General features: G+C 42.0%; 18 protein-coding genes. 14 read left to right on the top strand and 4 right to left on the bottom strand.

Going from position 1 to position 25671, the window contains the following annotated elements; all coding sequences use genetic code 11:
• Positions 1 to 2: 2 nt before the first annotated feature.
• Positions 3 to 536, top strand: a complete 534-nt coding sequence (locus J3L18_RS13240) for a DUF3347 domain-containing protein (protein ID WP_129567509.1) — start codon at positions 3 to 5, stop codon at positions 534 to 536.
• 383 nt (positions 537 to 919) lie between these two features.
• On the opposite strand, the gene J3L18_RS13235 is transcribed toward J3L18_RS13240, so the two are convergent.
• The gene (locus tag J3L18_RS13235) at positions 920 to 4201 is read right to left on the bottom strand and encodes a PAS domain-containing hybrid sensor histidine kinase/response regulator (protein WP_129567508.1); all 3282 of its coding nucleotides are present in this window, start codon (positions 4199 to 4201) and stop codon (positions 920 to 922) included.
• A gap of 132 nt (positions 4202 to 4333) precedes the next feature.
• On the opposite strand from J3L18_RS13235, the gene J3L18_RS13230 reads away from it, so the two are divergent.
• Complete coding sequence (locus J3L18_RS13230) at positions 4334 to 5620, top strand: citrate synthase (protein ID WP_091171554.1); 1287 nt, start codon at positions 4334 to 4336, stop codon at positions 5618 to 5620.
• Between the two features lie 343 nt (positions 5621 to 5963).
• On the opposite strand, the gene J3L18_RS13225 is transcribed toward J3L18_RS13230, so the two are convergent.
• From J3L18_RS13225 to J3L18_RS13215, 3 genes are read right to left on the bottom strand one after another with little or no spacing between them, the layout of a single operon-like run.
• The gene (locus J3L18_RS13225) at positions 5964 to 6992 is read right to left on the bottom strand and encodes a SusE domain-containing protein (RefSeq protein ID WP_129567507.1); all 1029 of its coding nucleotides are present in this window, start codon (positions 6990 to 6992) and stop codon (positions 5964 to 5966) included.
• A 59-nt stretch (positions 6993 to 7051) separates the two neighbouring features.
• Entirely contained in the window at positions 7052 to 8635 is a 1584-nt protein-coding gene (locus tag J3L18_RS13220; RefSeq protein ID WP_129567506.1) for a RagB/SusD family nutrient uptake outer membrane protein, read from the bottom strand.
• A 30-nt stretch (positions 8636 to 8665) separates the two neighbouring features.
• Positions 8666 to 11704: a SusC/RagA family TonB-linked outer membrane protein gene (locus J3L18_RS13215; RefSeq protein WP_129567505.1), complete on the bottom strand. Its 3039-nt coding sequence runs from the start codon at positions 11702 to 11704 to the stop codon at positions 8666 to 8668.
• A 349-nt stretch (positions 11705 to 12053) separates the two neighbouring features.
• Between J3L18_RS13215 and J3L18_RS13210 the strand changes: the two genes are divergently transcribed.
• The 12 genes from J3L18_RS13210 (at position 12054) to J3L18_RS13155 (ending at position 25586) form a co-directional block, all read left to right on the top strand.
• Positions 12054 to 13190 carry an alpha/beta hydrolase gene (locus J3L18_RS13210; protein ID WP_189548999.1) on the top strand — a complete coding sequence of 379 codons (1137 nt, stop codon included), beginning with the start codon at positions 12054 to 12056 and terminating at the stop codon, positions 13188 to 13190.
• 253 nt (positions 13191 to 13443) lie between these two features.
• A complete protein-coding gene (locus J3L18_RS13205) occupies positions 13444 to 15339 on the top strand; it encodes a RecQ family ATP-dependent DNA helicase (protein WP_129567503.1) in 1896 nt (631 codons plus the stop codon).
• Positions 15340 to 15654: 315 nt separating this feature from the next.
• Entirely contained in the window at positions 15655 to 16254 is a 600-nt protein-coding gene (locus tag J3L18_RS13200) for a GIN domain-containing protein (protein ID WP_129567502.1), read from the top strand.
• Between the two features lie 418 nt (positions 16255 to 16672).
• Complete coding sequence (locus J3L18_RS13195; protein WP_090524524.1) at positions 16673 to 17014, top strand: ArsR/SmtB family transcription factor; 342 nt, start codon at positions 16673 to 16675, stop codon at positions 17012 to 17014.
• Positions 16995 to 17459, top strand: coding sequence for an SRPBCC family protein (locus tag J3L18_RS13190; RefSeq protein WP_129567501.1), 465 nt, complete (start codon positions 16995 to 16997; stop codon positions 17457 to 17459). The genes J3L18_RS13195 and J3L18_RS13190 overlap by 20 nt, the downstream gene beginning before the upstream one ends.
• Before the next feature lie 340 nt (positions 17460 to 17799).
• Positions 17800 to 18408, top strand: coding sequence for a GIN domain-containing protein (locus J3L18_RS13185; RefSeq protein WP_129567500.1), 609 nt, complete (start codon positions 17800 to 17802; stop codon positions 18406 to 18408).
• A gap of 116 nt (positions 18409 to 18524) precedes the next feature.
• Entirely contained in the window at positions 18525 to 19247 is a 723-nt protein-coding gene (locus J3L18_RS13180; protein WP_129567499.1) for a head GIN domain-containing protein, read from the top strand.
• 90 nt (positions 19248 to 19337) lie between these two features.
• Positions 19338 to 20321 carry a c-type cytochrome gene (locus tag J3L18_RS13175; RefSeq protein WP_091176395.1) on the top strand — a complete coding sequence of 328 codons (984 nt, stop codon included), beginning with the start codon at positions 19338 to 19340 and terminating at the stop codon, positions 20319 to 20321.
• A gap of 470 nt (positions 20322 to 20791) precedes the next feature.
• A complete protein-coding gene (gene tig / locus J3L18_RS13170) occupies positions 20792 to 22150 on the top strand; it encodes a trigger factor (protein WP_129567498.1) in 1359 nt (452 codons plus the stop codon).
• A 347-nt stretch (positions 22151 to 22497) separates the two neighbouring features.
• A complete protein-coding gene (locus J3L18_RS13165) occupies positions 22498 to 23226 on the top strand; it encodes an ATP-dependent Clp protease proteolytic subunit (RefSeq protein ID WP_090524532.1) in 729 nt (242 codons plus the stop codon).
• A gap of 172 nt (positions 23227 to 23398) precedes the next feature.
• Positions 23399 to 24637, top strand: a complete 1239-nt coding sequence (gene clpX, locus J3L18_RS13160; protein ID WP_090524534.1) for an ATP-dependent Clp protease ATP-binding subunit ClpX — start codon at positions 23399 to 23401, stop codon at positions 24635 to 24637.
• A gap of 91 nt (positions 24638 to 24728) precedes the next feature.
• Positions 24729 to 25586, top strand: coding sequence for an AMP nucleosidase (locus J3L18_RS13155; RefSeq protein ID WP_091176387.1), 858 nt, complete (start codon positions 24729 to 24731; stop codon positions 25584 to 25586).
• Positions 25587 to 25671 lie beyond the last annotated feature (85 nt).

The following is a 25671-nucleotide window of genomic DNA, read 5'->3' as shown; positions in this document are numbered from 1 at the left end:
ATATGAAAATAATTAAAGGATTTTGTTTTTTAGCGGCTTTAGCCGTTGCCGCTGCATGTAATCAGCCTGCCAAACAACAGGATACTGCTAAAGTGGATACGACAGTTGCTGCAAAGCCAGAAGCGGAAGCTCGGGTTGCAGATACAGGTAACACCAGTGATGTTTTTAAGGCTTATATCGCTTTAAAAGATGAGTTTATTAAATCGGACCCCGCCGGCATAAAAACAGCCGCTACAGCTTTGGAAGGTAAGCTTTCGGGTATAAAAGGTTGCAGCGAAACAGCCGCTGTGGCGCACCAGATAAGCAATGCAGCAGATATCAAAGCCCAGCGCGAAGCGTTTTTGGTATTAAGTAAAGATGTTATCGCTTTGGTAAAAGGTGCGAAATTCAAGTCGGCGCCAATTTATGTTGATTTTTGCCCAATGGCCGATGGTGGAAAAGGGGGGTACTGGCTTTCGTCGACAAAACCAATTGTAAATCCCTATTTTCCTGAACATATGAAAGAGTGCGGAACGGTGAAAGAACAGATTAACTAAGATCGTTGATCTCACTGATTACGTTGATTTCGTTGATCATATTTAAAGCGATAGGCGATCCCTATCGCTTTTTTATTTTGAACCATGATTTTCATGATTGAAGGATTTTATGATATTTTAAAGCGATTTGTATACTGATCGCTTCGCTGCCCGTAGACTTCGTCTACAGAGGATTTATGTATGTAGTTTGCAATCACGTACATAGGCTATTGTGACATGATTTCATTAGTGTGCAGGGCTGGAGTTACAAACTCCGGGTATAGTTTATTCGAAGGCATAGGCTTCGAATATTGGGGGCTTCGAATAGCGGAGGTTTTTAAGCCTTTAGCCTTTAGGATTTTACCTTTCGCCTCGATCCAAAATCGAACATCCGAAATCCGAAGTTACACTGATTGCCTGATATGTTTTACCAATTTGCTGTACAGTACTTCAGGAACAAAAGGTTTAGTCAAATAATCACACATACCCGCTTCCAGCGCTTGTTGGTAGGTTTCGGGCATGGCGTCGGCCGTGAGGGCTATTATTGGCAAATCGGGCTGTTTTTGTTTAATTACCGCCGTTGCTTCAAAGCCGTTCATAACTGGCATTTGCAGGTCCATAATAATAAGGTCATAAGAATTTTGATTAGTCAGGTCAACAGCTATTTGCCCGTTTAATGCTTCGTGAACGTGGGCATTCCAGCGTCTTAAAAATTTGCCGGCTATCATCAGGTTCATTTTGTTGTCGTCAACAACTAAAATATTCATGCCCTGTAAATTGTTGGTTGGAGCATTAGCCGCAACAGCACCCTGTTTCAGAGCGGTGGTTTCGGGGGCGAGGGCGAAATTTATAGCAAAACTAAATGTGGTACCCTTACCCAGTTCGCTTGATACTGCAATTGTACCTTTATGCAGCTCAACCAGCCGTTTGGTAATAGCGAGGCCTAAACCGGTTCCTCCATAGTCATTATCAATTACCTGTTGGTCCTGCATAAAAGGATCAAAAACAATGTTGAAGCTTTCGGGCGAAATGCCTATACCTGTATCGGCAACCGCAAATTTAATATTAACGGTGTTTGGGGTTATCACATCCTTATCCAACCGGATAATAACCTTACCTGTATGTGTAAATTTAATGGCATTACTGATCAGATTATTAAGTATCTGACTCAGTCGCATCGCATCACCAATTAAATCTCCGGGAATGGTATCATCTGCTATCAATTCAAGTCTTAGTTTTTTTTCGGCCGCCTTCGGCTCAAAAGATTGCTTTATTTTATGGATTAGCTGGTGAATGTTGAACCGTGAGTTATTTAGTTGCAGTTTGCCAGCCTCAATCTTATTATAATCTAAAATGTCATTGATAATGGCCAGCAGATTTTCGCCCGAAAACTTGAGCGTATTGAGGTATTCCACCTGGTCGGGCCTTGGGTTTTCGTCAAGTAACAGGTTGGTTGTGCCAATAACCGCGTTCATCGGCGTACGGATCTCATGGCTCATGATGGATAAAAATTCCGACTTGAACTTAGATGACTTTTCGGCCATTTCTTTAGCCCAGATCAGGTCCTGCCGCGCTTTCTCCTGGTCTGTTATGTCTTCGCCAAGCGCTGTGGTCTCCTTAAAAACGCCGTTTTCGTCATAAAAAACCGTATTTTGCCAGCTTATTATCCGTTGCTCGCCGTTACGGCAAATAATAGGGTTAATGTAATGCGGTAAAAAACTGTCATTTATAAACCAGTTCTTTAAAAAATCTTTCAGATCATCGGGAATAAAATTGTCCATCCAATTCATGCCAATGATCTCGGCTTGGGTATATCCTACCAGGTTTGCCAGGTATTTGTTGCAAAAGGTAACAATGCCACTGTCGTTAACCGTTATTGCTATCATATTAACAGTTTCTAATACCCGCCGGTATTTGCTTTCAACGTTTCTGAAATCAAGCTCCGCCTGTTTGCGTTCCGTAATATCCTGCAGGGTACCTATAATTTTACGCACACTTCCGTCGTCATTATACAGACGCTTGCCCGCTATAATGCTCAGGTGTTTGGTATTGCCGCCAGTAGTTATGATGCGGTATTCATAGGATGAATCCATGTTGCTTAACTCGTTACGCAATAAGCTCCTGACAATAAACCTGTCGTTAGGATGTACATGCTTAAGCAGCAACTTTATAAAACAGCGCTGGCATGAAGAGGTATCCTGGTTAAGTTCATAAATGCCGTTCAACTCTTCCGACCAGGACAGGCGACGCGACGCTACGTCATATTTCCAGTTGCCTATTTTAGCAATGGCCTGGGCTTCCATCAGCTCAAGCTGGCTTAGTTTAACCGCTTTATCGGCAAGGCGGGCCTCGGTAATATCCTGAATAATGCCAAATGTGCGTGTAACTGTGTCTGACAGTAATTTCTTTTCGCCGCGTTGGATCCTGATATATTTTAAGTTGCCCGCCGGTGTGATAAATTTATGCTCAAGTTGGTTTTGTGTTGTTGTGCGGATGGATGCAAGGTATTCAAAAACGTTCTCCCTGTCGTCAGGATGTACCAGGCTTATATAATATTGAAAGTGGTTCATGCCTGTGGGGATATCTTCAATCCCGAGCAGGTCATTGAGGTTGGCCGACCAAAATGTTTCCTTACTTTCGTGGTCATACCACCAGTTGCCTATTTTAGCAATGTTTTGAGCTTCCAGTAACTGATCTTCGTTTTCTTTAAGGGCCCGTTCATATTTCTTTTGTTCGGTTATATCCACTACTGAAGCCGAGATCCGGCCGGTATAACCTGTTGTTTTATCAAATACGGGGGTAAAGTTAGCTGTAAAGGAATGTCCGCTTTCGTAGTCTGATAAAAACTCTATTGATATGGGTTTGCGGTTTTCTATTACATAGTTTAAAGCCCTGTCATACTTCTCGGCTTTTTGCGGGCCTACTACCTTATCGAGCGTTTTGCCAATCGCTATCCGCGGATCAACTACGCGCTCGGTCATTTCATTAAACCATACGTTAATACAGGTTTTGTTTTCATCAAACTCAAAAATGATGTCATTTAACGAGTTAATGAGCGCGTTGAGATGATTACGACTTTCACGCAGCTTGGCATCATTAACTATAAGGCTTTGGTTAAGCTTCATTACGTTATTAACAGCATTTTTTAACTGGTATTGATAAGCCATCACCACTAAAAATGAAACATAGGCTATTACAGTGAAAACCAAAATAAGCACTATCAGCACTGCGGGCGAAATGGCAAGCCTGGGCGCGGTAAAATAGGCGGTTATAATAGCCGCAAGGTTAGCCTCGCAGATAATTATGAATTCCCTGCTTTTTTTGCAAAAAAGGGTTAAGGCAATAAAAATGGTTATTGCGCTAAACAGGTACACATGTTCAAACCCGTTTTTGGCAAGTAAAATGCAGTTGTTTATGACCAGGAAAGACAAAACGGTTGCAAAAATCCCCGCTTTGTAAAAAATTTTATTGTTACCGAAAGAAAAAAATAGCGTTATAGCACAAAAAAAACAGTTTATCGCCCTTAGCCAAAACGGATCGTAAGAATTGTGGAAGCAAAGATAGTGTAACGAAGGACTTGCAATAAATAAGCCTATGAGTAAAAGGCGGTAAACGGTAGCTTGGTTTTGGATCATTACCAATGAGTTACCTTTTAACGACATGTTTTGCAGTAATTTTTTAATCAATTATTAACGTCTATAAGCACAAATACAGGTTGTAAAATAATAAATTTGGCCGAAAATTTTTACAAACAGTAAATTATATTAGCGGTTATTAATACGCAGATTTATTTACATTTGTTGCAGATACAAATTTCTATGGCGGAAACAGCACAACTAAAAATTGGTGATAAAACATTTGAGCTCCCGGTAATTGAGGGCACTGAAGGTGAAAAGGCAATCGATATTTCTAAGCTTCGCGATCAAACCGGTTATGTAACACTTGACATCGGGTACAAAAATACAGGCGCTACCAAAAGCGCCATTACTTTTTTAGATGGCGAGCAGGGAATACTTAAATATCGTGGTTATCCAATTGAGCAGTTAGCCGAAAAATCATCATTTATTGAAGTCGCTTATTTGCTGATCTATGGCGAGCTGCCATCTGCCGAAAAGCTAAAATCTTTCCAGTACGAGCTAAGCCGCCATACTTTGGTGCATGAGGACATGAAAAAGTTTTTTGATGGCTTTCCGTCAAAATCGCACCCGATGGGGCAGTTGTCTTCATTGGTATCTGCATTATCGGCTTTTTATCCCGAATCATTAAAGCCATCCCAAACCACCGAAGAACTTAACCAAAGCATTATTAAAATGCTTGCTAAAATGGCTACCGTGGTTTCATGGATCTATAAAAAATCGTTAGGGCACCCTGTTATATATCCCCAAAATAAATACGATTACGTTACCAACTTCCTGCACATGACCTTTGGTCAGCGTACAGAGGAGGTGGAGATTGATCCGGTGGTTATTGACGCTATGAACAAGCTGTTAATTTTACATGCCGATCATGAGCAAAACTGTTCTGCTTCTACCGTTCGTATAGTAGGTTCGTCTGATTCCAATATTTATGCTTCGGTATCTGCAGGTATTTCAGCGCTTTGGGGACCATTACATGGCGGCGCCAACCAGGCTGTAATTGAAATGCTGGAGAAGATTAAAGAAGATGGTGGTGATACTGATAAATGGATTGCTAAGGCTAAAGACAAAAACGATCCTTTCCGTTTAATGGGTTTTGGTCACCGTGTTTATAAAAACTTTGATCCGCGTGCAAGGATCATCAAAAAGGCATGTGATGATATTTTAGAAAAACTGGGCATCAACGATGAGGTATTGGAAATAGCCAAAAAACTGGAAGAAGTTGCCCTGAAAGATCCTTACTTTGTTGAGCGTAAACTTTATCCTAACGTTGATTTTTACTCCGGTATCATTTACCGCGCCTTAGGCTTCCCTACAGATATGTTTACTGTACTGTTTGCGCTTGGCCGTTTACCGGGATGGATTGCTCAGTGGAAAGAAATGAAAGAAAACAAAGAACCTATCGGTCGTCCGCGCCAGATTTACGTTGGTGCCACCTCTAAAGAGTATGTGGAGATAGCAAACAGGTAAATTTATATGGTTCATAGTTGATGGATCATAGTTCATAGAAGAAAAAAATTACTTAAATAAAAAGGCGATGGGGGATGACCTCATCGCTTTTTTCGTCTGAAACTTGATTTTTAGGATTTGAGAATTTCCTTGATATCATATGCTTTGGGGGATTGATCTTATCAAAAGAAGAGCCATGTTAATATTCGTGGTTAATCAGGTTATCTTTAAAACGTTGAAATCACCGTATTTTCAATCATCCTATAATCCTAAAATCAGGCAAATCAAGGTTCAGATAAGAAGCCCCGCCGGTTTTCACCATGCGGAGCCATATAAATAAATCAATCAACTGCAGTTTTTGTGCTTATAGCTTTGTAATAGTGAACGTGTTAGCCTTAGTATCTAATACTATTTTGTACGTACCGCCGGTTGTAATGGTGTAATTAGCTCCGCCTGGAGTTAGTGCACCTGGCGTACCGCCTAAGTTTAAATCCCAGCTGTGATTAAACCTGAATTTCATATCCTTGCCGGCAATTAAAGCAACTGTAACGCTCCAGGTTTTGGTGGTGGCATCATAAAGCATATCTGTATCGGTACTCCAGCCGCCGGGGGTAGCATCGCCGATAATGCTCCAGAACACAGGGGTAGCCGTAAATGTGCCTTTTGTTTTATCGTTTTGATCAATAACAGCATGCAATGCATAGTATCCTGCGGCAGGTACTGAAAGGTTACCGCCGGTAGTACTTATTTTTCCGCTGCCTGCATCTCCGTATGCAACGTCCCAAACCTTTTTAGGAGTAAGTTTAAATTCAAGCTTACCTGCAGGGAAACCGATATAACCATCATACACGCCGTCATTATTTGGCGAAGTAAGACTATCGGCAGTTTTGGGATCCCATCCCTGGTAAGCACCGGGAACATAAATATAGCCTGTACCCTGGTATGGTAATACCGTTAATGTAATAATGTTTGAGTAGGTAGCAGCCAGGTTTGGAGCCGCTGATGATTTAATGCGCACCTCAACTTGCGATGGGTTGTCATAAGATAGCTTCAATGCTGTTAACATATCGTTAAGCACACCCACTTTAAGCGTTTGGGTAAGCTTATCGGTGCTTACTTCTCTTGCGTTTTTAAAACTATTGCCTTTTACATCTAACTGTATAGTATAGGTGATAGGGGCATTGTAACCAGTTACCGGGGTTGCGGCCCAGCTAAAGGTAATAGCATCATTATTAGCGTTGGGCTTTGAAAGTTCAGGGGCGGTTGTTGTTGATGTTAAAGCGCCTACTTTGCCCACGTTTGCTACAACCTTTACTTCATCTTTTTTACATGATGCCAGCATCAGCAGCGCAATACCGCCAATTGCCAGGAGCGTGGTAAATATTTTTTTCATATCCTTTTTAGGTTTTATGGTTTTGCGGGAGATGCTTTGTGAACATCTCCCGGTATATTTTAATATCCTGTATTTTGTTTCAGATTAGGGTTAGCTGTAACATCTGCCGATGGTAACGGATATACCGTGCGAAAGCTTTCAACGCCTTTTCCATCTTTTGAACCGCCTTTAAACGGCCACAAATAGGTAGCCTCTACAAACTTTTTGTAACGGATAAGATCCGTACGGCGGAAACCTTCCCAGTACAGCTCACGTCCTCTTTCATCAAGCAACAGGTCGGTTGTTAAAGCGGTTAACTGGCCGGTGGTGGCACTTTGGTAGGCACGGGCCCTTAATTTGTTAACATAGCTTAAAGCAAGTGCGGCATCGCCGCCACCGCCGCGTGTAGTAGCTTCGGCATAGATCAAATATTGTTCGGCTAAACGGAAAATAGGAAGGTCCATATCTGCATAATCCAAACTTTGCGGGGGAGCACCGTTTATCTTAACATCTTTGAATTTACTGATAGCGTAGCCATCGGTAAAGCTACTTATGGTATTGATATCGATATTTTGGCCATCGGTATAAAACTGGGCACGTTTATCAGCACTCGAGGCGCCTCCCGGAAACAGGTTTACAAAAGCTTTGGTAGTACGTAAACCGGCCCAGCCGCCTGAAATTCCGAAATCAGCGGCAGGCATACTGCCACCTACAGGAGCGTGTGTCATAAAAGTAGCACCACCATAACTTTGTGTATGTAAGCCATCATAGTTAATGGTTAAAATAAACTCATTTTTATTGAGGTTGTTATCAGCACGCATTAATTTGGTATAGTCACTAACTAATGAATAACCGGCATCAATCACCTTTTTTGAATAGGTTACCGCAGCTGCATAATTAGCTGTACCGGTATAAACCTCAGCATTAAGATAGATCCTGGCTAATAATGCCCATGCAGCAGCTTTATCTGCGCGGCCATATTCGTTAGTGCGGGCATCAGCAAGGCCTCCATCAATTGCTTTAAGCTCGCCTTCAATATAGGTAAACAGATCTTTACGGCTTATTTGCTCAGGCAAGGCACCACCCAAAGCGTCGTTTTCGGTAACGAATGGAGGGTTTCCAAATAAATCCATTAAAATCGAATATTGATAGGCTCTTAAAAAGCGCGCCTCAGCAACATATTGATGAACTTTATCAGCATCGGCGCCGGTAATTCCCCTGCTGCTTAGTTTAGCATCAGACGACTGGCGGATAAAATCATTAGCCAATGTAATCTGATACATACAACGATAGTATAAGCCTGTAAGGAACAGGTTGCTTGATGACCAGGTCATGCTGTGAAAATCCGGCAGCCCCACATCTCCCCAACCAACAACAGCTTCGTCGGTCGGTAATTCCTGAGCACACCACATCAGGCGGAAAAAATCAGACGTGCCTTCGTCAATACCTTGTACGTCGCCGTTGCCGGCAGGCCCTGTATTACCGGTTAGCGCGTATGCTGCATAAACCTTGGCAAATGCTTGTTTGTAACCCTCGGGCGAGCTGTAAACCTGCTCTGCCGTTACATCATTGGTAGGAAGCAAATTAAGCTTCTTGGTGCACGATGTTAAACTCCCGGCTATCAAACCGGTTATTAATATATATTTTAATGAATTTCTTTTCATGTCAATCTTTTTTGCGTTATCAGCTATATATTATAATGAAAGGTTTAAACCTAACACATAGGTACGCGGCCTTGGGTAAAAATTGTTATCAATGCCGCTGCTAACTTCGGGGTCAAGACCTTTATATTTGGTAATGGTAAATACGTTTTGTACGTTAGCACTTACACGCAAATTGCCGGTGTTGCCAAACACTTTGCCAAAGTTATAGCCGAGGTTAATGTTATCCATTTTTATAAACGACGCGTTCTGTATGTAGTAATCGGATAGCCTCATCTTATCAGAAGAGCCCACTATACCAGTTTGAAGCAAACTTGTAGAAGCGTTGTTCAAAATTCCGATGCCGTTAAATACGCTTAATTGTGTGCCCGAGCTTGCGAGCACGTTGTTGTAAGCATAATTACCTACACTTGCCCTTGCTGAGAAGCCTGCCGACCATTTTTTATAATTAAAGTTTGAATTAAGACCGAAGTATGCCTTAGGATCTGAGCTTTTATATCTGTAAAGGTCGCTGCTATTGATAATGCCATCCTTATTGCGGTCAACAAAAACGCCGTCAAGCGGTCTGCCATCGGCACCGTAAACCTGTTGATAAACGTAAAAGGAAAGGCGGGGATAATTAACCGAATTGATTTGGATTGTATTACCGGTGCCGCCTGATATGCCCCCCGTTAACACACCGGGATAGCTTGGATCAGGAGCCAGGGTAAGCCGGGTAATTTTGTTGGTATTGTAGGTGGCATTAAAGCCTATGCTCCAGTTCATATCCTGTGATCTGATCACATCTGCATTAAGGCTTAATTCAACACCCTTGCTGGTTAAATCGCCAATGTTGGCCACAATGGTATTTGAAAAGTTAGTGCCTGCTGGCTGGGGTATGCTGTTAAGTAGTTTTGATGTTTTGCGGTAGTAAAAATCAAGGGTACCGGTAATGCGGTTGTCAAGAAATCCAAAATCAAGCCCGGCATTTGATGATGCTGTTTGCTCCCAGGTACGTTGTGAATAATATCCGCCCGGACGGTACAGGTTGTATAAAATATCGCCTAATTGATATTGGGCGGCGTTACCACTAAGATTATAAAACGATATTACATCATAGTTACCAATGCCATCCTGCTGGCCGGTTATACCGTAACCCAGGCGTAATTTAAGATCAGATAACGCAGTTATTCCCTTAAACATTTGCTCTTGTTTTAATTTCCAGGCAAATGCCACAGAAGGGAAGGTACCAAATCTTCTATCGGGGTTGAATTTTGATGAACCATCGCGGCGTACAGTACCGGTCAAGATATATTTATCTTGAAATACGTAATTTAAACGACCATAAACGGATATTAACCTGTTTTCCGGTTCGTCAAAATTAAAGTTTGGATTAGAGCCGGGTCTTTCGGTTCCGTCAAATGCATAGGATCCGTAATAGTAATTTTTTGTGCTAAAATCCTGGTATGAGTAACCGGCAACCGCATCAATATGGCTTGCGATATTTTTTAGATCTTTAGCATAGCTGAAGTAACCTTCAAATATAGTATTTGATTGTGTGCCTCTATACGGGTTTCGCTGGCCGCGATGAGTGATCCCTTTACCGTCCTGAAATCCGTTATAGTTTGAAGCCGCACTATCAGGAATGTTTACACTGCCCGAGCCTTTAGATACATCGTAGCCTAAGTTAACATTTGCATGTAATTCGGGTAAAAAATGAAACTTATAATCCAATTGGAGATTGCCTATGCTACGATAAACATTACTGCGGTTGTCTTGCTCTTCAAGTAGGCCCAGTGGGTTAAGCGTGGCTAACCCTTTAAGCTGGCTTGTAGATGGTTTTGATGGATCATTCAGCCATTCATAATAGCCACCAAAACGATTGCTGCCCGAGTAAACAGGTTTGGTAGGATCAAAGCTAACTGCCGCTCCAATTGCCCCCTCATTTGCAAACCGTTGTTTCACCTGTGAGCCTTTAGCATTCAGGGTTACTTTCAAATGGTCTGTAAAAAAGCTTGGGCTTAAGTTAATTGCGCCGGTAAACCGCTGTAATGAACTGGTTTTTAAAATACCTGTCTGATCAAAATACCCGGCAGAGACGCGATACGGCAGGTGTTTCGTTGCACCTGATATACTGATGTTATTGTCGGTAGTGATGCCTGTTTGGTAAATTTGCTTTTGCCAATTGGTATTTGCTGTGCCAAGCTGCGATTTTTGTATGGCTGTGCCATTGGCATTCACATAATCGCGTATTTGATCGCCTGTAAGCACGTCGACATACTTGTTGAGCTTGCTGGCCGAAAATTGAGTGCTGAAATCGATAACCGGTTTACCGCTTTTGCCCTTTTTAGTAGTGATCAATATAACGCCGTTTGAGGCCCTGTTACCATAAATAGCAGCAGCCGACGCATCTTTCAGAATGGAAAACGATTCAATATCATTTGGGTTAATCAAGCTCAATGGGTCTGCAACGCCCGGTATTTTCGATGTGCCATCACCGTTACGCGGACGATCGATAGGTACACCATCAATTACGATCAAAGGATCATTGCCTGCCGCCAGTGATACACCCGCACGTACGCGAATCGTACTACCTGCACCAGGCGCGCCGCTGTTTGATATTACGGATACACCTGCAACCTTACCGGCAATTAATTGCTCGGGGGTGGTAATAACGCCTTTTTGGAAATCTTTGGCGGTTACGTTGGTGATTGCGCCTGAAAGATCTTTTTTGCGCTGGGTACCGTAACCTATAACCACTACCTCGTTCAGGCTTTTGCTTTCGGGAGCGAGGCTGAAGTTTTCGACCGTAGCACCGTTAACGGTTACTGTTTTTTTGATGGTAATATAACCGATAAATTTTACGCTTAGGGTGTAATTACCGGCTTTAACATTGTTAATGGCATAGTTACCATTAGCGTCGGTAGTTGAACCAATAGTGGTACCATCGACGGTAACCGTAGCACCGGGGAGGGGCTGGTTGGTTTCGTCAGATACCTTTCCTTTAATACTCCCGGTTTGTGAAAACGCCATGAATGACATCATCAGGAAAGCACAAAGAAGAACATACTTTTTTGAGTAATTTTTTCTCATTTACTTATTGATTTTTATGAATAAAAAAAGGCTTATTTTGCCGTCTATAATTGGTTTATTATTGTGGCCGAAACAGCATGCGACTAATTTACATTTACAAATATCAATTGCAAATTTTATATAAAAGATAATTTTAAAGCGTTTAATTAAGGCTTCTTTAACTTTAAAGAAATATTGAAATTTATTAAAATAGTGGGAAAAATTATTGTTTTTATGCGAAATTTAGATTTAAACGCATATTTGTGAAATAAGTAAGTGTCAGGTGTACACAATAGGTGATTTTACTTTTATGCAACCCATTTCCGGGAACGTTCCCGGCAACGTTCCCGGTTTTTAGCTTTTTATGATAATGAAAAAAATAATTTTCTGCGCGTTTTTGCTTTTTGGACAAAATTTTTTGCTTTTTAGCCAGGTGAAAATCTCCTTTTTTACCGGCAAAATAGCAACCCTGAAAAGCTCGTCTGAACACCTGTTCCTGGCGGGCGATTTTAACGGCTGGAATCCTGCTGATAAAAACTGGGAACTGCTCAAAACCCCGGCCGGGAATTATGTGTTGAACAAAGAACTGCCGGTTGGTATCGTGCATTTTAAAGTGACCCGTGGCAGTTGGAACTCCGTTGAATGCGATGTTGCTGGCAAGCCCATTGATAACCGCAACCTAAAAATAACCGCAGATACAACTATTAAGCTGGACATTGAAGCCTGGCAGGATAACTTTGGCGTACCCGAAAAGAAACATACCGCTACAGCGAGGGTACATTTGATCAGCGAAAAATTTCAGATGCCGCAATTAGGCAGGCAGCGGAGGGTTTGGATCTATCTGCCGGCCGGGTACGATGCAGACAAAAAGAAATACCCGGTAATTTACATGCACGACGGTCAAAACCTTTTTGACGATTACACCTCAAGCTATGGCGAATGGGGCATTGATGAAATGATGGATAAAATACCAGTACGGCAGGAAAGTATTATAGTAGGTATCGATCATGGAGGCGAGTACCGCATAACCGAGTATGACCCGTATAATTCAAAATATGGTGAAGGCAGGGGAGACGATTATGTTCAATTTTTGATTAAAGAGCTTAAGCCATATATTGATGCTCATTACCGTACCCAAACTGATGCCGCGCACACAACCATTGCGGGCAGCTCCATGGGCGGACTTATCTCGATGTATGCGGCACTTAAATATCCCGGGGTGTTTGGAAATGCAGGAGTATTTTCGCCCGCGTTCTGGATCGCGCCGCAGATTTATGACCAGGCGCAACAGGCTACAATAAATAAAATGAGCCGATTTTATTTTGTTTGCGGTGATGCCGAAAGTGAGAGCATGGTTGCTGACATGCAAAAGATGGCTGATTTGCTGAAATCAAGAGGGGTAAAACCCGAAAATGCGCCGGTCACGATAATCAAAGGCGCAACCCACAATGAAAAGCAATGGAACGGCGACTGGCCTGGGTTTTATAAATGGTTGATGGAGTTTTAATTAACTACCTGTTTTGCGTTAGCTATAGTAGCGGATACCGGCCAAGCGGCTAAGGCCTGCGCAGTATGAGCGGATAGCGCGGACCGAAGGTAACGCCCACAATGATAATTTGGGATTTCGGATGTTCGATTTCGAATTTTCTTTGCATCTGTAAATCCTTAATTCTATAAATTCTGATTCCGACCTTAACGTTCTATCCATAACCCGCCCAAATTTCCCTTAAATTTAATAGTTTTGAGGTCAGCGTTTACCCATGACCATCGAAGAAATATTAAAACAATACTGGAACCATGATACTTTCAGGCCCATGCAGGCCGAGATCATCCAGTCTGTTTTATTAGGAAATGATACTTTGGCGCTGTTACCTACCGGTGGCGGTAAATCAGTTTGTTTCCAGGTGCCGGCGTTGGCTAAAGAGGGGATCTGTATAGTGGTGTCGCCGCTTATTGCGCTCATGAAAGACCAGGTTGAAAACCTGCGGGCCAAAGGCATCAACGCGATATCCATAGTATCGGGAATGGGTCGCCGTGAGATAGACCTGGCGCTGGATAATTGCATTTATGGTTCGGTAAAGTTCCTGTACCTGTCGCCCGAGCGCCTGCTGAGCGAATTGGTGCGCGAGCGGGTGAAGTACATGAAAGTAAACCTTTTCGCGGTGGACGAGGCGCATTGTATTTCGCAATGGGGTTACGATTTCAGGCCGCCGTACCTGCATATTGCCGATCTGCGGGAGCTGCATCCCAACGTGCCCGTGCTTGCGCTTACAGCAACAGCTACCGCCGATGTTAAGGCCGATATTCAGGAAAAGCTAAAATTCAAAAACCCGGTAGTTTACCAGCAAAGTTTTGAACGACGCAATATCCGTTATGTGGTGCAGCATGAAGAAGATAAGTTCCGTAAAATGCTCAATATCGTACGCGGTGTTAAGGGAAGCGGCATTGTATATGTACGGAGCAGGAAGGAAACTTTTGAGATAGCAAAGTTCCTGACGGATAACGGTATACGGGCCGATTATTACAACGCAGGCCTGACTGTTGACCAGCGCGCCGAAAAGCAGGAGGCCTGGAAAAATAACCGGGTACGGGTGATTGTAGCTACCAATGCTTTTGGTATGGGGATAGATAAGCCGGATGTACGGTTTGTGATCCACAAGGATATCCCGGAAAGTTTGGAAGCCTATTACCAGGAAGCCGGCCGGGGCGGGCGCGATGGTAATAAAGCCTTTGGCGTGCTGCTATATAACCCTGTTGATAAGCTTACACAGGAAAAGATGTATGAGCTTAATTTTCCATCGGTTGAGGAAATTAAGCAGGTATACCACAACCTGGCCAATTATTACCAGGTGGCTTATGAGGCCGGCGAGGGTTTAAGCTTTGATCTCGACCTTGGCGAATTTTGTAGCCGCTTTAAACTCGATGCTATTAAAACACTCAACGCCCTTAAGTTTTTAGAGCGTGATGAATACCTGGCTTTTAACGAAAGCGTATTTTTGCCCTCGCGTTTTCAGTTTGAGGTAGTTAACGAACAACTATACAACTTCCAGATCCAGAACGCCGGCTGGGACCCGTTTATCAAAACCCTGCTGCGCTCATACGGTGGCGCGTTTGAAAATTATGTACGTATCAAGGAGTTTGATATCGCAAGGCGAACAGGTTTAAGTGTTCAGCAGGTTATTGAGGGGATGTTACAGTTGCAGCAATACGGCCTCATAAGCTATATGCAGCAAACAGATAAGCCCCAGGTTACCTATTTAAAACCACGGGTACAGGGAAGCCACCTCATTATCGACAGGAAATATATTGAGCAGCGCAAAGAAGTGTACCGTCAAAAAATGGAAGCTGTTTTTGCCTACGCCATTCATAAACGCTGCCGGAGCCAGATGTTGCTGGCTTATTTTGATGAACCAAATGGTCGTAAATGTGGGATCTGCGATGTTTGCCTTGAGGAAAAACGCAGGGTAAATCAAGACGAAATTTTCGACAACATCACCACCGAAATAGTACAATTGCTCAGCATTAGCAACCCCGATATCGGCGGACTGATAACCGGGATCAACATCGGTACCGAAAAAGAAAAAATGGAGGCCGTACGCCTGCTGCTCGATGCAGGGAAGATTAAGACCGACGGTGAGGCTTATTATTTAAGTTGATCAAATAATAAGCATTTTATGCTCCACTGTCGTCCTGAACTTGTTTCATGATCCCACAAGAGAAGTCTACATCTTTGATCGGCGCGCGTAAATGTAGCACGTGAGGTGCCGAAACAAGTTCGGTACGACCTGTTGGAATTTACCCCTCAAATTTTCTCCCCCATTTCACCGGGAAAAATCACCCCTTTACCGACAAAAACCTGCCCTACAGCTAATTAGGCCAAACCTGCTGTAACGTTTTTTATTTGAGATCGTCATATGTATGTATTCAATGAAATAAAATAATAATCACTTGACAATCAAAATATTAATACCATGAAAACTACATTGACCGCCATCGCTACCGTACTGTTTATGGTACTTGGCTTCGCAAACATCGCATCTGCAAATAATGCTAAAACTGATGCAGGCATCATTTTAACCGACATCAGCAAAATCAACAAAATTGAAGTTTACGGCAATGTTGAACTTTATATATCAAGCGGCCCGGCCGACCAGGTAAAAGTTTACAACCGCTACTATTCTGAAAACGCTCTGGTTCAGTCACAAAAAGGCGTATTGCGCATCTCATCATATAAAGCCGAAAAATTGGTAGTTTGGGTAACTGCAAACCAATTGAGCGCCATTAACGCTTATGATAATGCCGATATTAAATCATTCGGCAGTCTTTCAGGCATCGAGCTTGATGTTAAATTAAACAACAATGCATCTGCCAATCTTAACCTGGATACTTATAGCGCCAGCATCACCCTAAGCGGTAATGCCAAAGCCGAGCTTAAAGGTAACACCAATGAGTATAGCTTAACCCGTAACGCAACTTCAAATGTGAACAGCAACGGCCTTGCATACACTCACGCTACCGAAACTTTGAATAAAGAAACCAAGCCAGCGGTTGATCAATTTGCAACTTTATAACAGCCATTTTTTTGAGTCAATTATATATAGTGTAGCCGCCCTGATAGGGGCGGCTTTTTTGCGTTGCAAACGGGCGCGTGTTAAAAGATGCTTTACTATTATTACCAATGAGATAACTAAAAAGTTATTGTTATGTTGAACTTGTTTCAATAATAGGCAGCGTTTATTTCAGGCGATATTCGCCATCTGCAACACCCTTATTGATGATCTCAACAAAGTCTTTCTGCTCTGCCTCGATCAGCTTTTGGCAAAGAACTGCCATGGTAAATTGAACTGACCTCAAATTGTTTTCTGGAGCGTCGTTACCTTTAATAGGGTGGCGACGTTTTTTGTTTTTTATTGAATAAAACTATTTTCAAAAAATACTTGCGCAAGCAAATGCTTGCATTTATATTTGCAAGTACTTACTTGCGTAATTATGAAAGCCAGACGAGATGTTTACCAGGCGATAGCCGACCCCACCCGAAGAGCGATTATCAATATGATTGCTGCACAGCCGCATAACGTGAATGCGATAGCTGCAAACTTTGATGTTACACGGCAGGCAATTTCACTGCATATCCAGATCCTGGCCGATTGCGGTTTGATAAACGTTAAACAGCAGGGCCGCGATAGGGTCTGCGAAGCCCGGCTTGATCAGCTTGGCGAAATATCAGTTTGGGTTGATCAATATCGCCAGCACTGGGAAAATAAATTGGATAATCTTGAGAAATATGTAGTAAACCTAAAAAATGAAAGAAATGGAAAACAATCAAAGTAGCACTGCAGATCGTGAACTGCGCTTAACCAGAACTTTAGATGCCCCGGTTGAGCTGGTATGGGAAGTTTGGACTCAACCCGAACATATTGCCCAATGGTGGGGCCCAAATGGATTTACCAATACCATTAGTAAAATGGAAATTAAACCTGGAGGAGAGTGGGATTTGGTGATGCATGGCCCCGATGGGACAGATTATAAAAATAAGAGTGTATTTAAAGAAGTTATTCCACTTAAAAAGATAGTATACGAGCATGTCAGCAGTCCGAAGTTTGTTGCAACCATTGAGTTTGACGAACGGGGAGAGCAAACCTTTCTGAGCTGGCATATGCTTTTTGAAACGCATGAGCAGTTTATACAGGTAGTAAAAACATTTAAAGCTGATGAAGGCTTAAAGCAAAACATCGAAAAGCTGAACCAGTATTTAAAAGATGTGAGGAAGGGATAAACTCTATCGGAGGTGACATAGATATCTTCTTTTGTTAATGTAAAAAGCGTTATTGAACAATAACGCTTTTTGCGTTTATAGCAGCCCCAATTAAAGAGGGTTTCGAATGGCATTAATAGCATTGCCGTCATCACTTTTCATCTGCACATCTGAAATCTGCATATCTGCGCACAAAAATTCTTCCGCTGTTTACCGATGTAATTCCGCTGTTCGCCGACTAAAACCCGGTGTACATCTAATTAGCCCGAAATGCCTGTAACGTTTTAAAAATGGGGGCGTCTTATCTGTGTATTAAATGAAATAGAAACACAAATAATTGACAATCAAAATATTAATTATCATGAAAACTACAATATTAACAATCGCAACCTCTTTAGTTTTAGCACTTGGAGTATCAACTGCAGCTAACGCAGCAACCAAAAAAGATAACGGCGCAGCCGTAGTTTTAAACAACGTAAGCAAGATCAATAAGATCGAAGTTCGCGGTAACGTTGAAGTATATGTATCTGCCGGCGATAACGACAATGTTAAAGTTTATAACCGATATTACTCAGAAAGCGCATTGGTACAAAACAACAACGGTACCTTACGTATCACCTCGTACAAAAACGAAAAACTGGTAGTTTGGGTAACTGCAAATGATCTTAAAGCTATCAATGCTTATGACAATGCCGAAGTTAAATCATTCGGAAAACTTGCAGCCCTTGAGCTTAACGTTAATCTTTATGACAATGCATCTGCTAAATTAAATGTTGATACTTATGCTGCAACAGTAAACGTTAATGACAAAGCTAAAGCCGAGTTTACCGGTACTGCCGATGTTTACACTCTGAACCATACCCGCGAATCATTTGTAAATAATAACGCATTTGCAGCCGTAAACTTTACAGATAAGGTAACCAACGCTCCGGCTAAATACACCGTTGAAAACGAATTTGCAGGTCTTTAATATCTTACTTTTACAAAAGTCCATCATATATTCAAAAGCTATCATCTAAAATGTGATAGCTTTTTTTAATTTTGATGTAACACTAAACTGCCAACCGGCGTCATAACATCAAAACCATGAAAAAATACCTTTTTACCTTCACTATAGTAAGTGCTTTTGTAGCTACCGGCATATTATCATCATGCAATTATAGATGTGTGCACGGCTCAGGAAATCAAACTACGGAAAAGCGCAAGGCCGAAGATTTTAAAAAAGTTGAGATCTCGGGCGCTTTCAAAGTACACCTGAAACAGGATAGTTCGTTAACTATCGATATCAAAGCCGACGATAACCTGATCAAATATATTTCAACTTCGGTTGAAGGTGGTGTATTACATATTAAATCAAAAAAGAATTTCTGCGATCCTGGTGATATGGTTATTAACATCGGCGTGAAAAACCTTGAAGAAATTAAAGCTTCGGGTGCGGTTGAAGTTAATTCTGATGGCAAGGTCAACGCTAAAGATTTCAAGCTTGATCTTTCAGGTGCTACTAAAGTTACGCTTGACCTTAACGCGGCCAATGTTTCAACCGATGGCAGTGGCGCCACAGAAGTACACCTTACAGGCCAGGCTGCATCGCACAAAATTGACCTGAGCGGAGCCGGTAAAGTAGACGCCTTTGATTTTGTTGTTGGTGACTATGATATTGAAACATCGGGCATTGGACATTGTAAGATCAATGTGCTTAAAACACTGAATGTGCATACCAGTGGTGCTTCCGAAATTGAGTATAAAGGTTCCCCATCTACCGTGAATAACGATAAATCGGGTGCTTCATCTATCAAAAAAGTTGACTGATCGACCTTATAATAATTAACGGAGAGGCCGGGGATATAACTAATTCGCGGCTTTTTTTGATTTTACAACCTATCACTATTAAAAATTTGAATGAAAAAGTTTTTAAAATGGACGGCCTATACAATTATAGCGCTTGTTCTTGTTGCTGTTGCCGGCGTCTCTTACATAACCCTGGCATTGCCTAATGTGGGCCAACCCGAAGCTATTAAAGTTGATGCCACGCCACAACGCATTGCCCGCGGCAAGTATCTGGCCAATAATGTAACGGTTTGTCTGGATTGTCATTCTATCCGCAGTTGGGATAAATTTGCAGGCCCTTCAGATTCTACAGTTTCCGGTGCCGGCGGTGAAAAATTTGATGCTTCAGCAGGTTTCCCCGGCACGGTTTATTCGCCTAATATTACTCCTTTAAACCTAAGTAACTGGACTGATGGCGAAATCTTCAGGGCAATGACCACTGGTGTTAAAAAAGATGGGTCGGCTATATTTCCGATAATGCCTTGGCCTTATTACGCAAAAATGGACAGGGAAGACCTTTATTCCATTATAGCCTATATACGCACCTTAAAACCGAGCGGCAAAAATTATCCGGGTCATCAGCTCGATTTTCCGCTGAATGTAATTGTGCATACCATGCCGCAAAAAGCTGCGTTGGGTAATATCCCAAATCCGGAAGACACTGTTAAATATGGAGCCTATTTGCTTAACGCCGCGGCCTGTAAAGAATGCCACACGCAATCAGATAAAGGTAAATTGAACGAGGCTATGGCTTTTGCCGGCGGACAAGGTTATATAGTACCCGGTGGAAGCAAAGTGTTTTCAGCTAATATTACGCCCGATAAGGAAACAGGCATTGGTAGCTGGACAAAAGAGCAATTTGTAAGTCGCTTTACTCAATTTGTCAATGGTAAAATGCAGCCGGCACCGGTAAAACCGGGCGAATTTCAAACCATTATGCCGTGGTGGAGATATGGCAGCATGAAAGTGTCCGATCTGGAAGCAATTTATGCTTATTTGAAAACAATAAAGCCCATCAGTAACCATGTTGTAAAATTTGAAAGGAATGGGAAATAGATTGGGGGTTGGTTGGGTTTAACGCCCGGTTTGATGGTTAGTGCGGTTAGCCGTGTTAGGGATTGCAGCGGAAAGCCCACGGCCTTGTGTAGGCCTACGCGTGTGGGCCGGGGCGGGGATTTGCAGCGTGATCCCGGGCCGCAGGCAACGCCCATATTATGGTCTGAATCCGAATTTATTGAATTAAAGAATGTACCAGAAATGATAGGCAAGTTCGCTTGTTTTCAATCAATTTTAAAAAATGGTTTAATTCGGGTTCACACAAACACAGGTTCAGACAAATTTATATGCTATTATTATGTTGCCCTGCCGTTAAACCCTTTTAAAAGCTGCTTCATTTTCCTTGAAAACAATATAAAATCAAGCGCTAATTAAAAATAAATTCATACTTTTGCGCCTCGAATTTTGTATAGCACGGATTAGGTTTTAGGCTATATTTCAAAGGATTAAATTAAATACCCGGTAAAAAGATGAATATTACACAGGAAAAAATTAATGACCTGAACGCAGTTGTTAAAATTAACATCAACCCTGAAGATTACCAGCCACGTGTTGAAAAAGCTATAAAGGAAAACGCTAAAAAAGCAAAAATTCCTGGTTTTCGCCCGGGCATGGTGCCTGCATCGCACATCAAAAAAATGTACGGCAAAAGCATCCTTGTTGATGAGATCAACAACCTGTTACAAGATACTTTAAATAACTATATCGACGAGCAAAAACTGGCTGTATTGGGTCAGCCATTGCCTGCTGCAGATGATAACAAAGAATACAACTGGGATTTTGCCGATAACTTTGAGTTTAGCTATGAATTAGGTTTAGCTCCTGAGTTCAGCATCGACTTTTCATCAAAAGATAAATTAACCCAATACGTAATCAAAGTTGATGACGAAACGCTGGCTTCAAGGATCAAAAATATCCGCCGCAGCTATGGCAAAATGACAAATCCTGACGTATCGGCAGATGATGACGTTCTTTACAGCGAATTGGTTCAACTTTCGGCTGATGGTAGTGTTTTTGAGGGTGGAGTAACCAATACAGCGTCTGTACGTTTAGATCAGATCAAGGATGAAGCAATCAAAGCTTCACTGATCGGTTTGAAAAAAGGTGATGTGTTAACATTCGATATTCGTAAAGCTTTTGATAACGACGCAGCTAAAATTGCCGGTTTATTGAAAATTGAAGAAGACGATGCAGCTGATTTAAGAGGCGATTTCCAATTAACTGTTAAAAACGTTAACCGTTTAGAAGAAAGTGATCTTAACCAGGAGTTCTTTGACAAATTATTTGGTGAAGGTACTGTAACTACCGAAGAGGAGTTTACAGCTAAAATTACTGAAGAACTTGAAAGCATGATGGTTCAGGATGCCGACCGCAAATTGCAGGACGACATGTACAAACTGGCTATCGCTAAAGTTGATTTCGCCCTTCCTGATGAGTTCCTGAAACGTTGGTTAAAAGCAACTAACGAAAAACTGAGCGACGAGGAATTAGAAGGCGGTTACAACGATTTTGCTCAAAACCTGAAATGGACTTTGATTGAAAACAAGATCATTACTGATAACACAATCGAAATTAAATATGAAGATGTGTTTGAATTAGCTAAGATCCGTTTAGATCAGCAGTTCAGGATGTACAGCCCGACTGCTATCCCTGAGGATCAGTTAGGCCAGTACACTGTTCAGTACCTGCAAAACAAAGACAACGCTAACAAGATATTTGAAGAGGTAAAAGCATTAAAAGTATTTGACTATATCAAAAATGTGATCACTTTAGATAAGCAGGATATTCTTTACACTGATTTCAGTGCATTGGTTACCGCAGCACAGTAAGCAGTTTTTCAATCGCCCTGAAAAGGGATAGATTTTATAGCATATTCACCAAAAGCAACTCAAAAGGTTGCTTTTGGTGTTTTATGTGTCGTTAAGATTATATGTTATTGCTTCGTCGCTACGCTCGCAATGACATAAGAGAGTATCTGCCCGATGTTGGTATTTTCACTAACATCTTCCTGCCGACTCTACTGTTAGTTTTGACCAAAAAAAATCAGGTTTAGTCACGTAGGCCTCATCAAAAAATTACGTAATAAAAACTATCTTGCAAAAAATCTATTGAACTAAAAACTATATTTATCGCGGGTAAGACGCCCGCATTTCCTAACGAACAACAAACAAAAACCATGAGCAGTAATATCGATAAAAACGAATTCAGAAAATATGCTGTTAAGCATCACCGTATTAACAGCCTTTATGTAGACAAATATATTGCAGGTGTTGAAAGAGGCAATATGCCAACAGGTGGTATCACTACCGTACCAACCGGCATGACCCCTTACATCCTTGAAGAACGCCAGCTTAATGTACAGGCCATGGACGTGTTTTCACGTTTGATGATGGACCGTATCATTTTCCTGGGCGATGCTATTTATGATAATATTGCAAACATTATCCAGGCTCAGTTGCTATTCTTACAATCGGCTGATGCTAAACGCGATATCCAGATCTACATCAACTCACCAGGCGGTTCGGTTTATGCAGGTTTAGGTATCTATGATACTATGCAGTTTATATCAAATGACGTGGCTACCATCTGTACAGGTATGGCGGCGTCAATGGCTGCCGTATTGTTAGTAGCCGGTACTGAAGGTAAAAGGGCAGCGCTTCCTCATGCAAGGGTGATGATCCACCAGCCATCAGGCGGTGCTCAGGGCCAGCAGTCGGATATAGAGATCACTTATCAGGAGATCACTAAATTGAAAAAAGAACTGTACCAGATCATTGCCGATCATAGCGGTGCACCTTACCAAAAAGTTTGGGATGCATCTGACCGTGACTACTGGATGATTGCAGAAGAAGCCAAAGAATTTGGTATGGTTGACGAGATTTTAAGAGGTAACAAAGGGAAATAATTCTTGAAAGTCCGGATTCCGATAAGTCGGAAAGTCCGGATGTTTGGAATGTTAAAAAGTTATTAAAGTCCGGAAGCTGAGCTGCTTCCGGACTTGCTCACTTTCCCGACTTACGGGCAGGATTTTTTTTTTTGCCACTAATTTTTTAACTTTGAGTAAGAAGACAAATCAGATGAATAAAAACAGCAAAGAGATCAGGTGTTCATTTTGCGGTGCCGGTAAACAGGATTCCCTGATGTTAATAGCAGGACTTGATGCACACATTTGTGATAAATGTGTGAACCAGGCCAATGAAATATTGGCTGAGGAGTTGAAGGTACGTAAAGTGAAGTCATCGCCTCTGGCGCCGGCCTTGCTTAAGCCATCAGAAATGAAGGCACATCTTGATCAGTATGTTATTGGGCAAGATGATGCCAAAAAGATACTTTCGGTAGCTGTATATAATCATTATAAACGCTTAAATCAGCGTATTGATAAAGATGAGGTTGAGATTGAAAAATCAAACATCATCATGGTGGGTGAAACAGGTACGGGCAAAACCCTGCTTGCCAAAACACTCGCCAAAGTACTTAACGTTCCATTTTGCATTTGTGATGCTACCGTACTAACCGAAGCCGGTTATGTAGGGGAGGACGTTGAAAGCATCCTAACCCGCTTGCTGCAATCGGCCGATTATGATGTAACCCTTGCCGAAAAAGGTATTGTTTACATTGATGAGGTTGATAAAATAGCCCGTAAAAGTGATAATGCTTCTATCACCCGCGACGTATCAGGAGAGGGCGTACAACAAGCGTTATTGAAAATATTAGAAGGTACCATGGTTAACGTACCACCACAAGGTGGCCGTAAACACCCGGATCAGAAAATGATCACGGTAAATACCAGCAACATCCTTTTCATTTGCGGTGGAGCATTTGACGGTATTGAAAGAAAGATCGCCAATCGCCTGCGTACCCAAACTGTTGGTTACAAGTTTAAGCACGATGAGGGCGATATCGATACTAAAAACTTCTATAAGTATATTACACCGCAGGATTTGAAATCATTTGGTTTAATCCCTGAGTTGATAGGCCGTTTGCCGGTGCTTACCTACCTCAACCCGCTTGATAGGGAAGCATTGCACAATATCCTTACCGAGCCTAAAAACTCATTATTGAAACAGTACAAAAAACTGTTTGAATATGAAGGTGTAAAGCTTGATTTTGAAGACGAAGTACTGGAGTTTATTGTTGATAAAGCAATGGAATTTAAACTTGGCGCGAGGGGATTACGCTCAATATGCGAAGCTATCATGATCGATGCTATGTTCGAGTTTCCATCCAAAAAAGATGTGAAACGTTTGAACGTAACATTGGATTACGCACGCGAGAAGTTTGAAAAATCTGATCTGAAAAAGTTAAAAGTAGCTTAACGCACAGTATATAAGCAAACACTTATATTTATTAAAAAATAAAGCGCGCCCTGGTTATCATGCCGGGGTTTGCTGTATAAAAAGAAATCATATGAACGAAGAATTAAACATTAAAAAGGACGGAGATGCCTTACCACCGCCGGTGAAAGAAGTGCAATCGCCCGTAAAATCAGGATTAAAAACAAAAGAAGCAATTGTAGCTAACTGGCTGCCGCGCTATACCGGCAGGCCTCTTGAAGCATTTGGCGAGTATATTATCCTTACCAATTTTTCAAAGTATATCCAGCTGTTTTCGCAATGGAATGATAACGCGCCTATTATGGGGCTTGAAAAGCCAATGCAAAGCGTTACAGCAAACGGTATTACTATTATTAACTTTGGTATGGGCAGTTCGGTGGCGGCTACTGTTATGGACCTGCTCACGGCCATTCACCCTAAAGCTGTCATATTTTTGGGTAAATGCGGAGGCCTTAAGAAAAAGAACAACGTAGGCGACCTGATCCTGCCGATAGCCGCAATTCGTGGCGAAGGTACATCCAACGATTATTTACCTCCCGAAGTGCCTGCTTTGCCGGCATTCGCATTGCAAAAGGCTATCTCAACTACCATTCGTGATTACTCACGCGATTACTGGACCGGTACCTGCTATACCACTAACCGCCGCGTTTGGGAACATGATAAAGTATTTAAAAAGTACCTTAAAGATCTGCGTGCCATGGCTGTTGATATGGAGACTGCAACCATCTTTACAACCGGCTTCGCCAATAAGATCCCTACAGGTGCGCTGTTGTTAGTATCAGATCAGCCGATGATCCCCGAAGGTGTTAAAACCGCCGAAAGCGATTCATCAGTAACCGAGCAATTTGTTGAAACACACCTGCATATAGGCATCGAATCGTTAAAGCAGTTGATCAATAACGGGTTAACGGTTAAGCATTTGAAGTTTTAAGTTCATTAGTTCACTGGTTCATTAGTTCATTTGTCTTAGCAAGCGCTAAACAAATGAACCAGATACCAATGAGCCAAGCATACCA

The organism is Mucilaginibacter gossypii, assembly GCF_017569325.2.
Taxonomy (GTDB): Bacteria; Bacteroidota; Bacteroidia; order Sphingobacteriales; family Sphingobacteriaceae; genus Mucilaginibacter; species Mucilaginibacter gossypii.
The sequence above is the reverse complement of the archived record's forward strand: the minus strand, read 5'-3'. Positions and strand labels throughout refer to the sequence as shown.

Bases quoted from the DNA above. Each gene is read 5' to 3' on its own strand.
- J3L18_RS13240 (WP_129567509.1), top strand. From the start codon at position 3: ATGAAAATAATTAAAGGATTTTGTTTTTTAGCGGCTTTAGCCGTTGCC.
- J3L18_RS13230 (WP_091171554.1), top strand. From the start codon at position 4,334: ATGGCGGAAACAGCACAACTAAAAATTGGTGATAAAACATTTGAGCTC.
- J3L18_RS13225 (WP_129567507.1), bottom strand. From the start codon at position 6,992: ATGAAAAAAATATTTACCACGCTCCTGGCAATTGGCGGTATTGCGCTG.
- J3L18_RS13220 (WP_129567506.1), bottom strand. From the start codon at position 8,635: ATGAAAAGAAATTCATTAAAATATATATTAATAACCGGTTTGATAGCC.
- J3L18_RS13215 (WP_129567505.1), bottom strand. From the start codon at position 11,704: ATGAGAAAAAATTACTCAAAAAAGTATGTTCTTCTTTGTGCTTTCCTG.
- J3L18_RS13210 (WP_189548999.1), top strand. From the start codon at position 12,054: ATGAAAAAAATAATTTTCTGCGCGTTTTTGCTTTTTGGACAAAATTTT.
- J3L18_RS13205 (WP_129567503.1), top strand. From the start codon at position 13,444: ATGACCATCGAAGAAATATTAAAACAATACTGGAACCATGATACTTTC.
- J3L18_RS13200 (WP_129567502.1), top strand. From the start codon at position 15,655: ATGAAAACTACATTGACCGCCATCGCTACCGTACTGTTTATGGTACTT.
- J3L18_RS13195 (WP_090524524.1), top strand. From the start codon at position 16,673: ATGAAAGCCAGACGAGATGTTTACCAGGCGATAGCCGACCCCACCCGA.
- J3L18_RS13190 (WP_129567501.1), top strand. From the start codon at position 16,995: ATGGAAAACAATCAAAGTAGCACTGCAGATCGTGAACTGCGCTTAACC.
- J3L18_RS13185 (WP_129567500.1), top strand. From the start codon at position 17,800: ATGAAAACTACAATATTAACAATCGCAACCTCTTTAGTTTTAGCACTT.
- J3L18_RS13180 (WP_129567499.1), top strand. From the start codon at position 18,525: ATGAAAAAATACCTTTTTACCTTCACTATAGTAAGTGCTTTTGTAGCT.
- J3L18_RS13175 (WP_091176395.1), top strand. From the start codon at position 19,338: ATGAAAAAGTTTTTAAAATGGACGGCCTATACAATTATAGCGCTTGTT.
- tig (WP_129567498.1), top strand. From the start codon at position 20,792: ATGAATATTACACAGGAAAAAATTAATGACCTGAACGCAGTTGTTAAA.
- J3L18_RS13165 (WP_090524532.1), top strand. From the start codon at position 22,498: ATGAGCAGTAATATCGATAAAAACGAATTCAGAAAATATGCTGTTAAG.
- clpX (WP_090524534.1), top strand. From the start codon at position 23,399: ATGAATAAAAACAGCAAAGAGATCAGGTGTTCATTTTGCGGTGCCGGT.
- J3L18_RS13155 (WP_091176387.1), top strand. From the start codon at position 24,729: ATGAACGAAGAATTAAACATTAAAAAGGACGGAGATGCCTTACCACCG.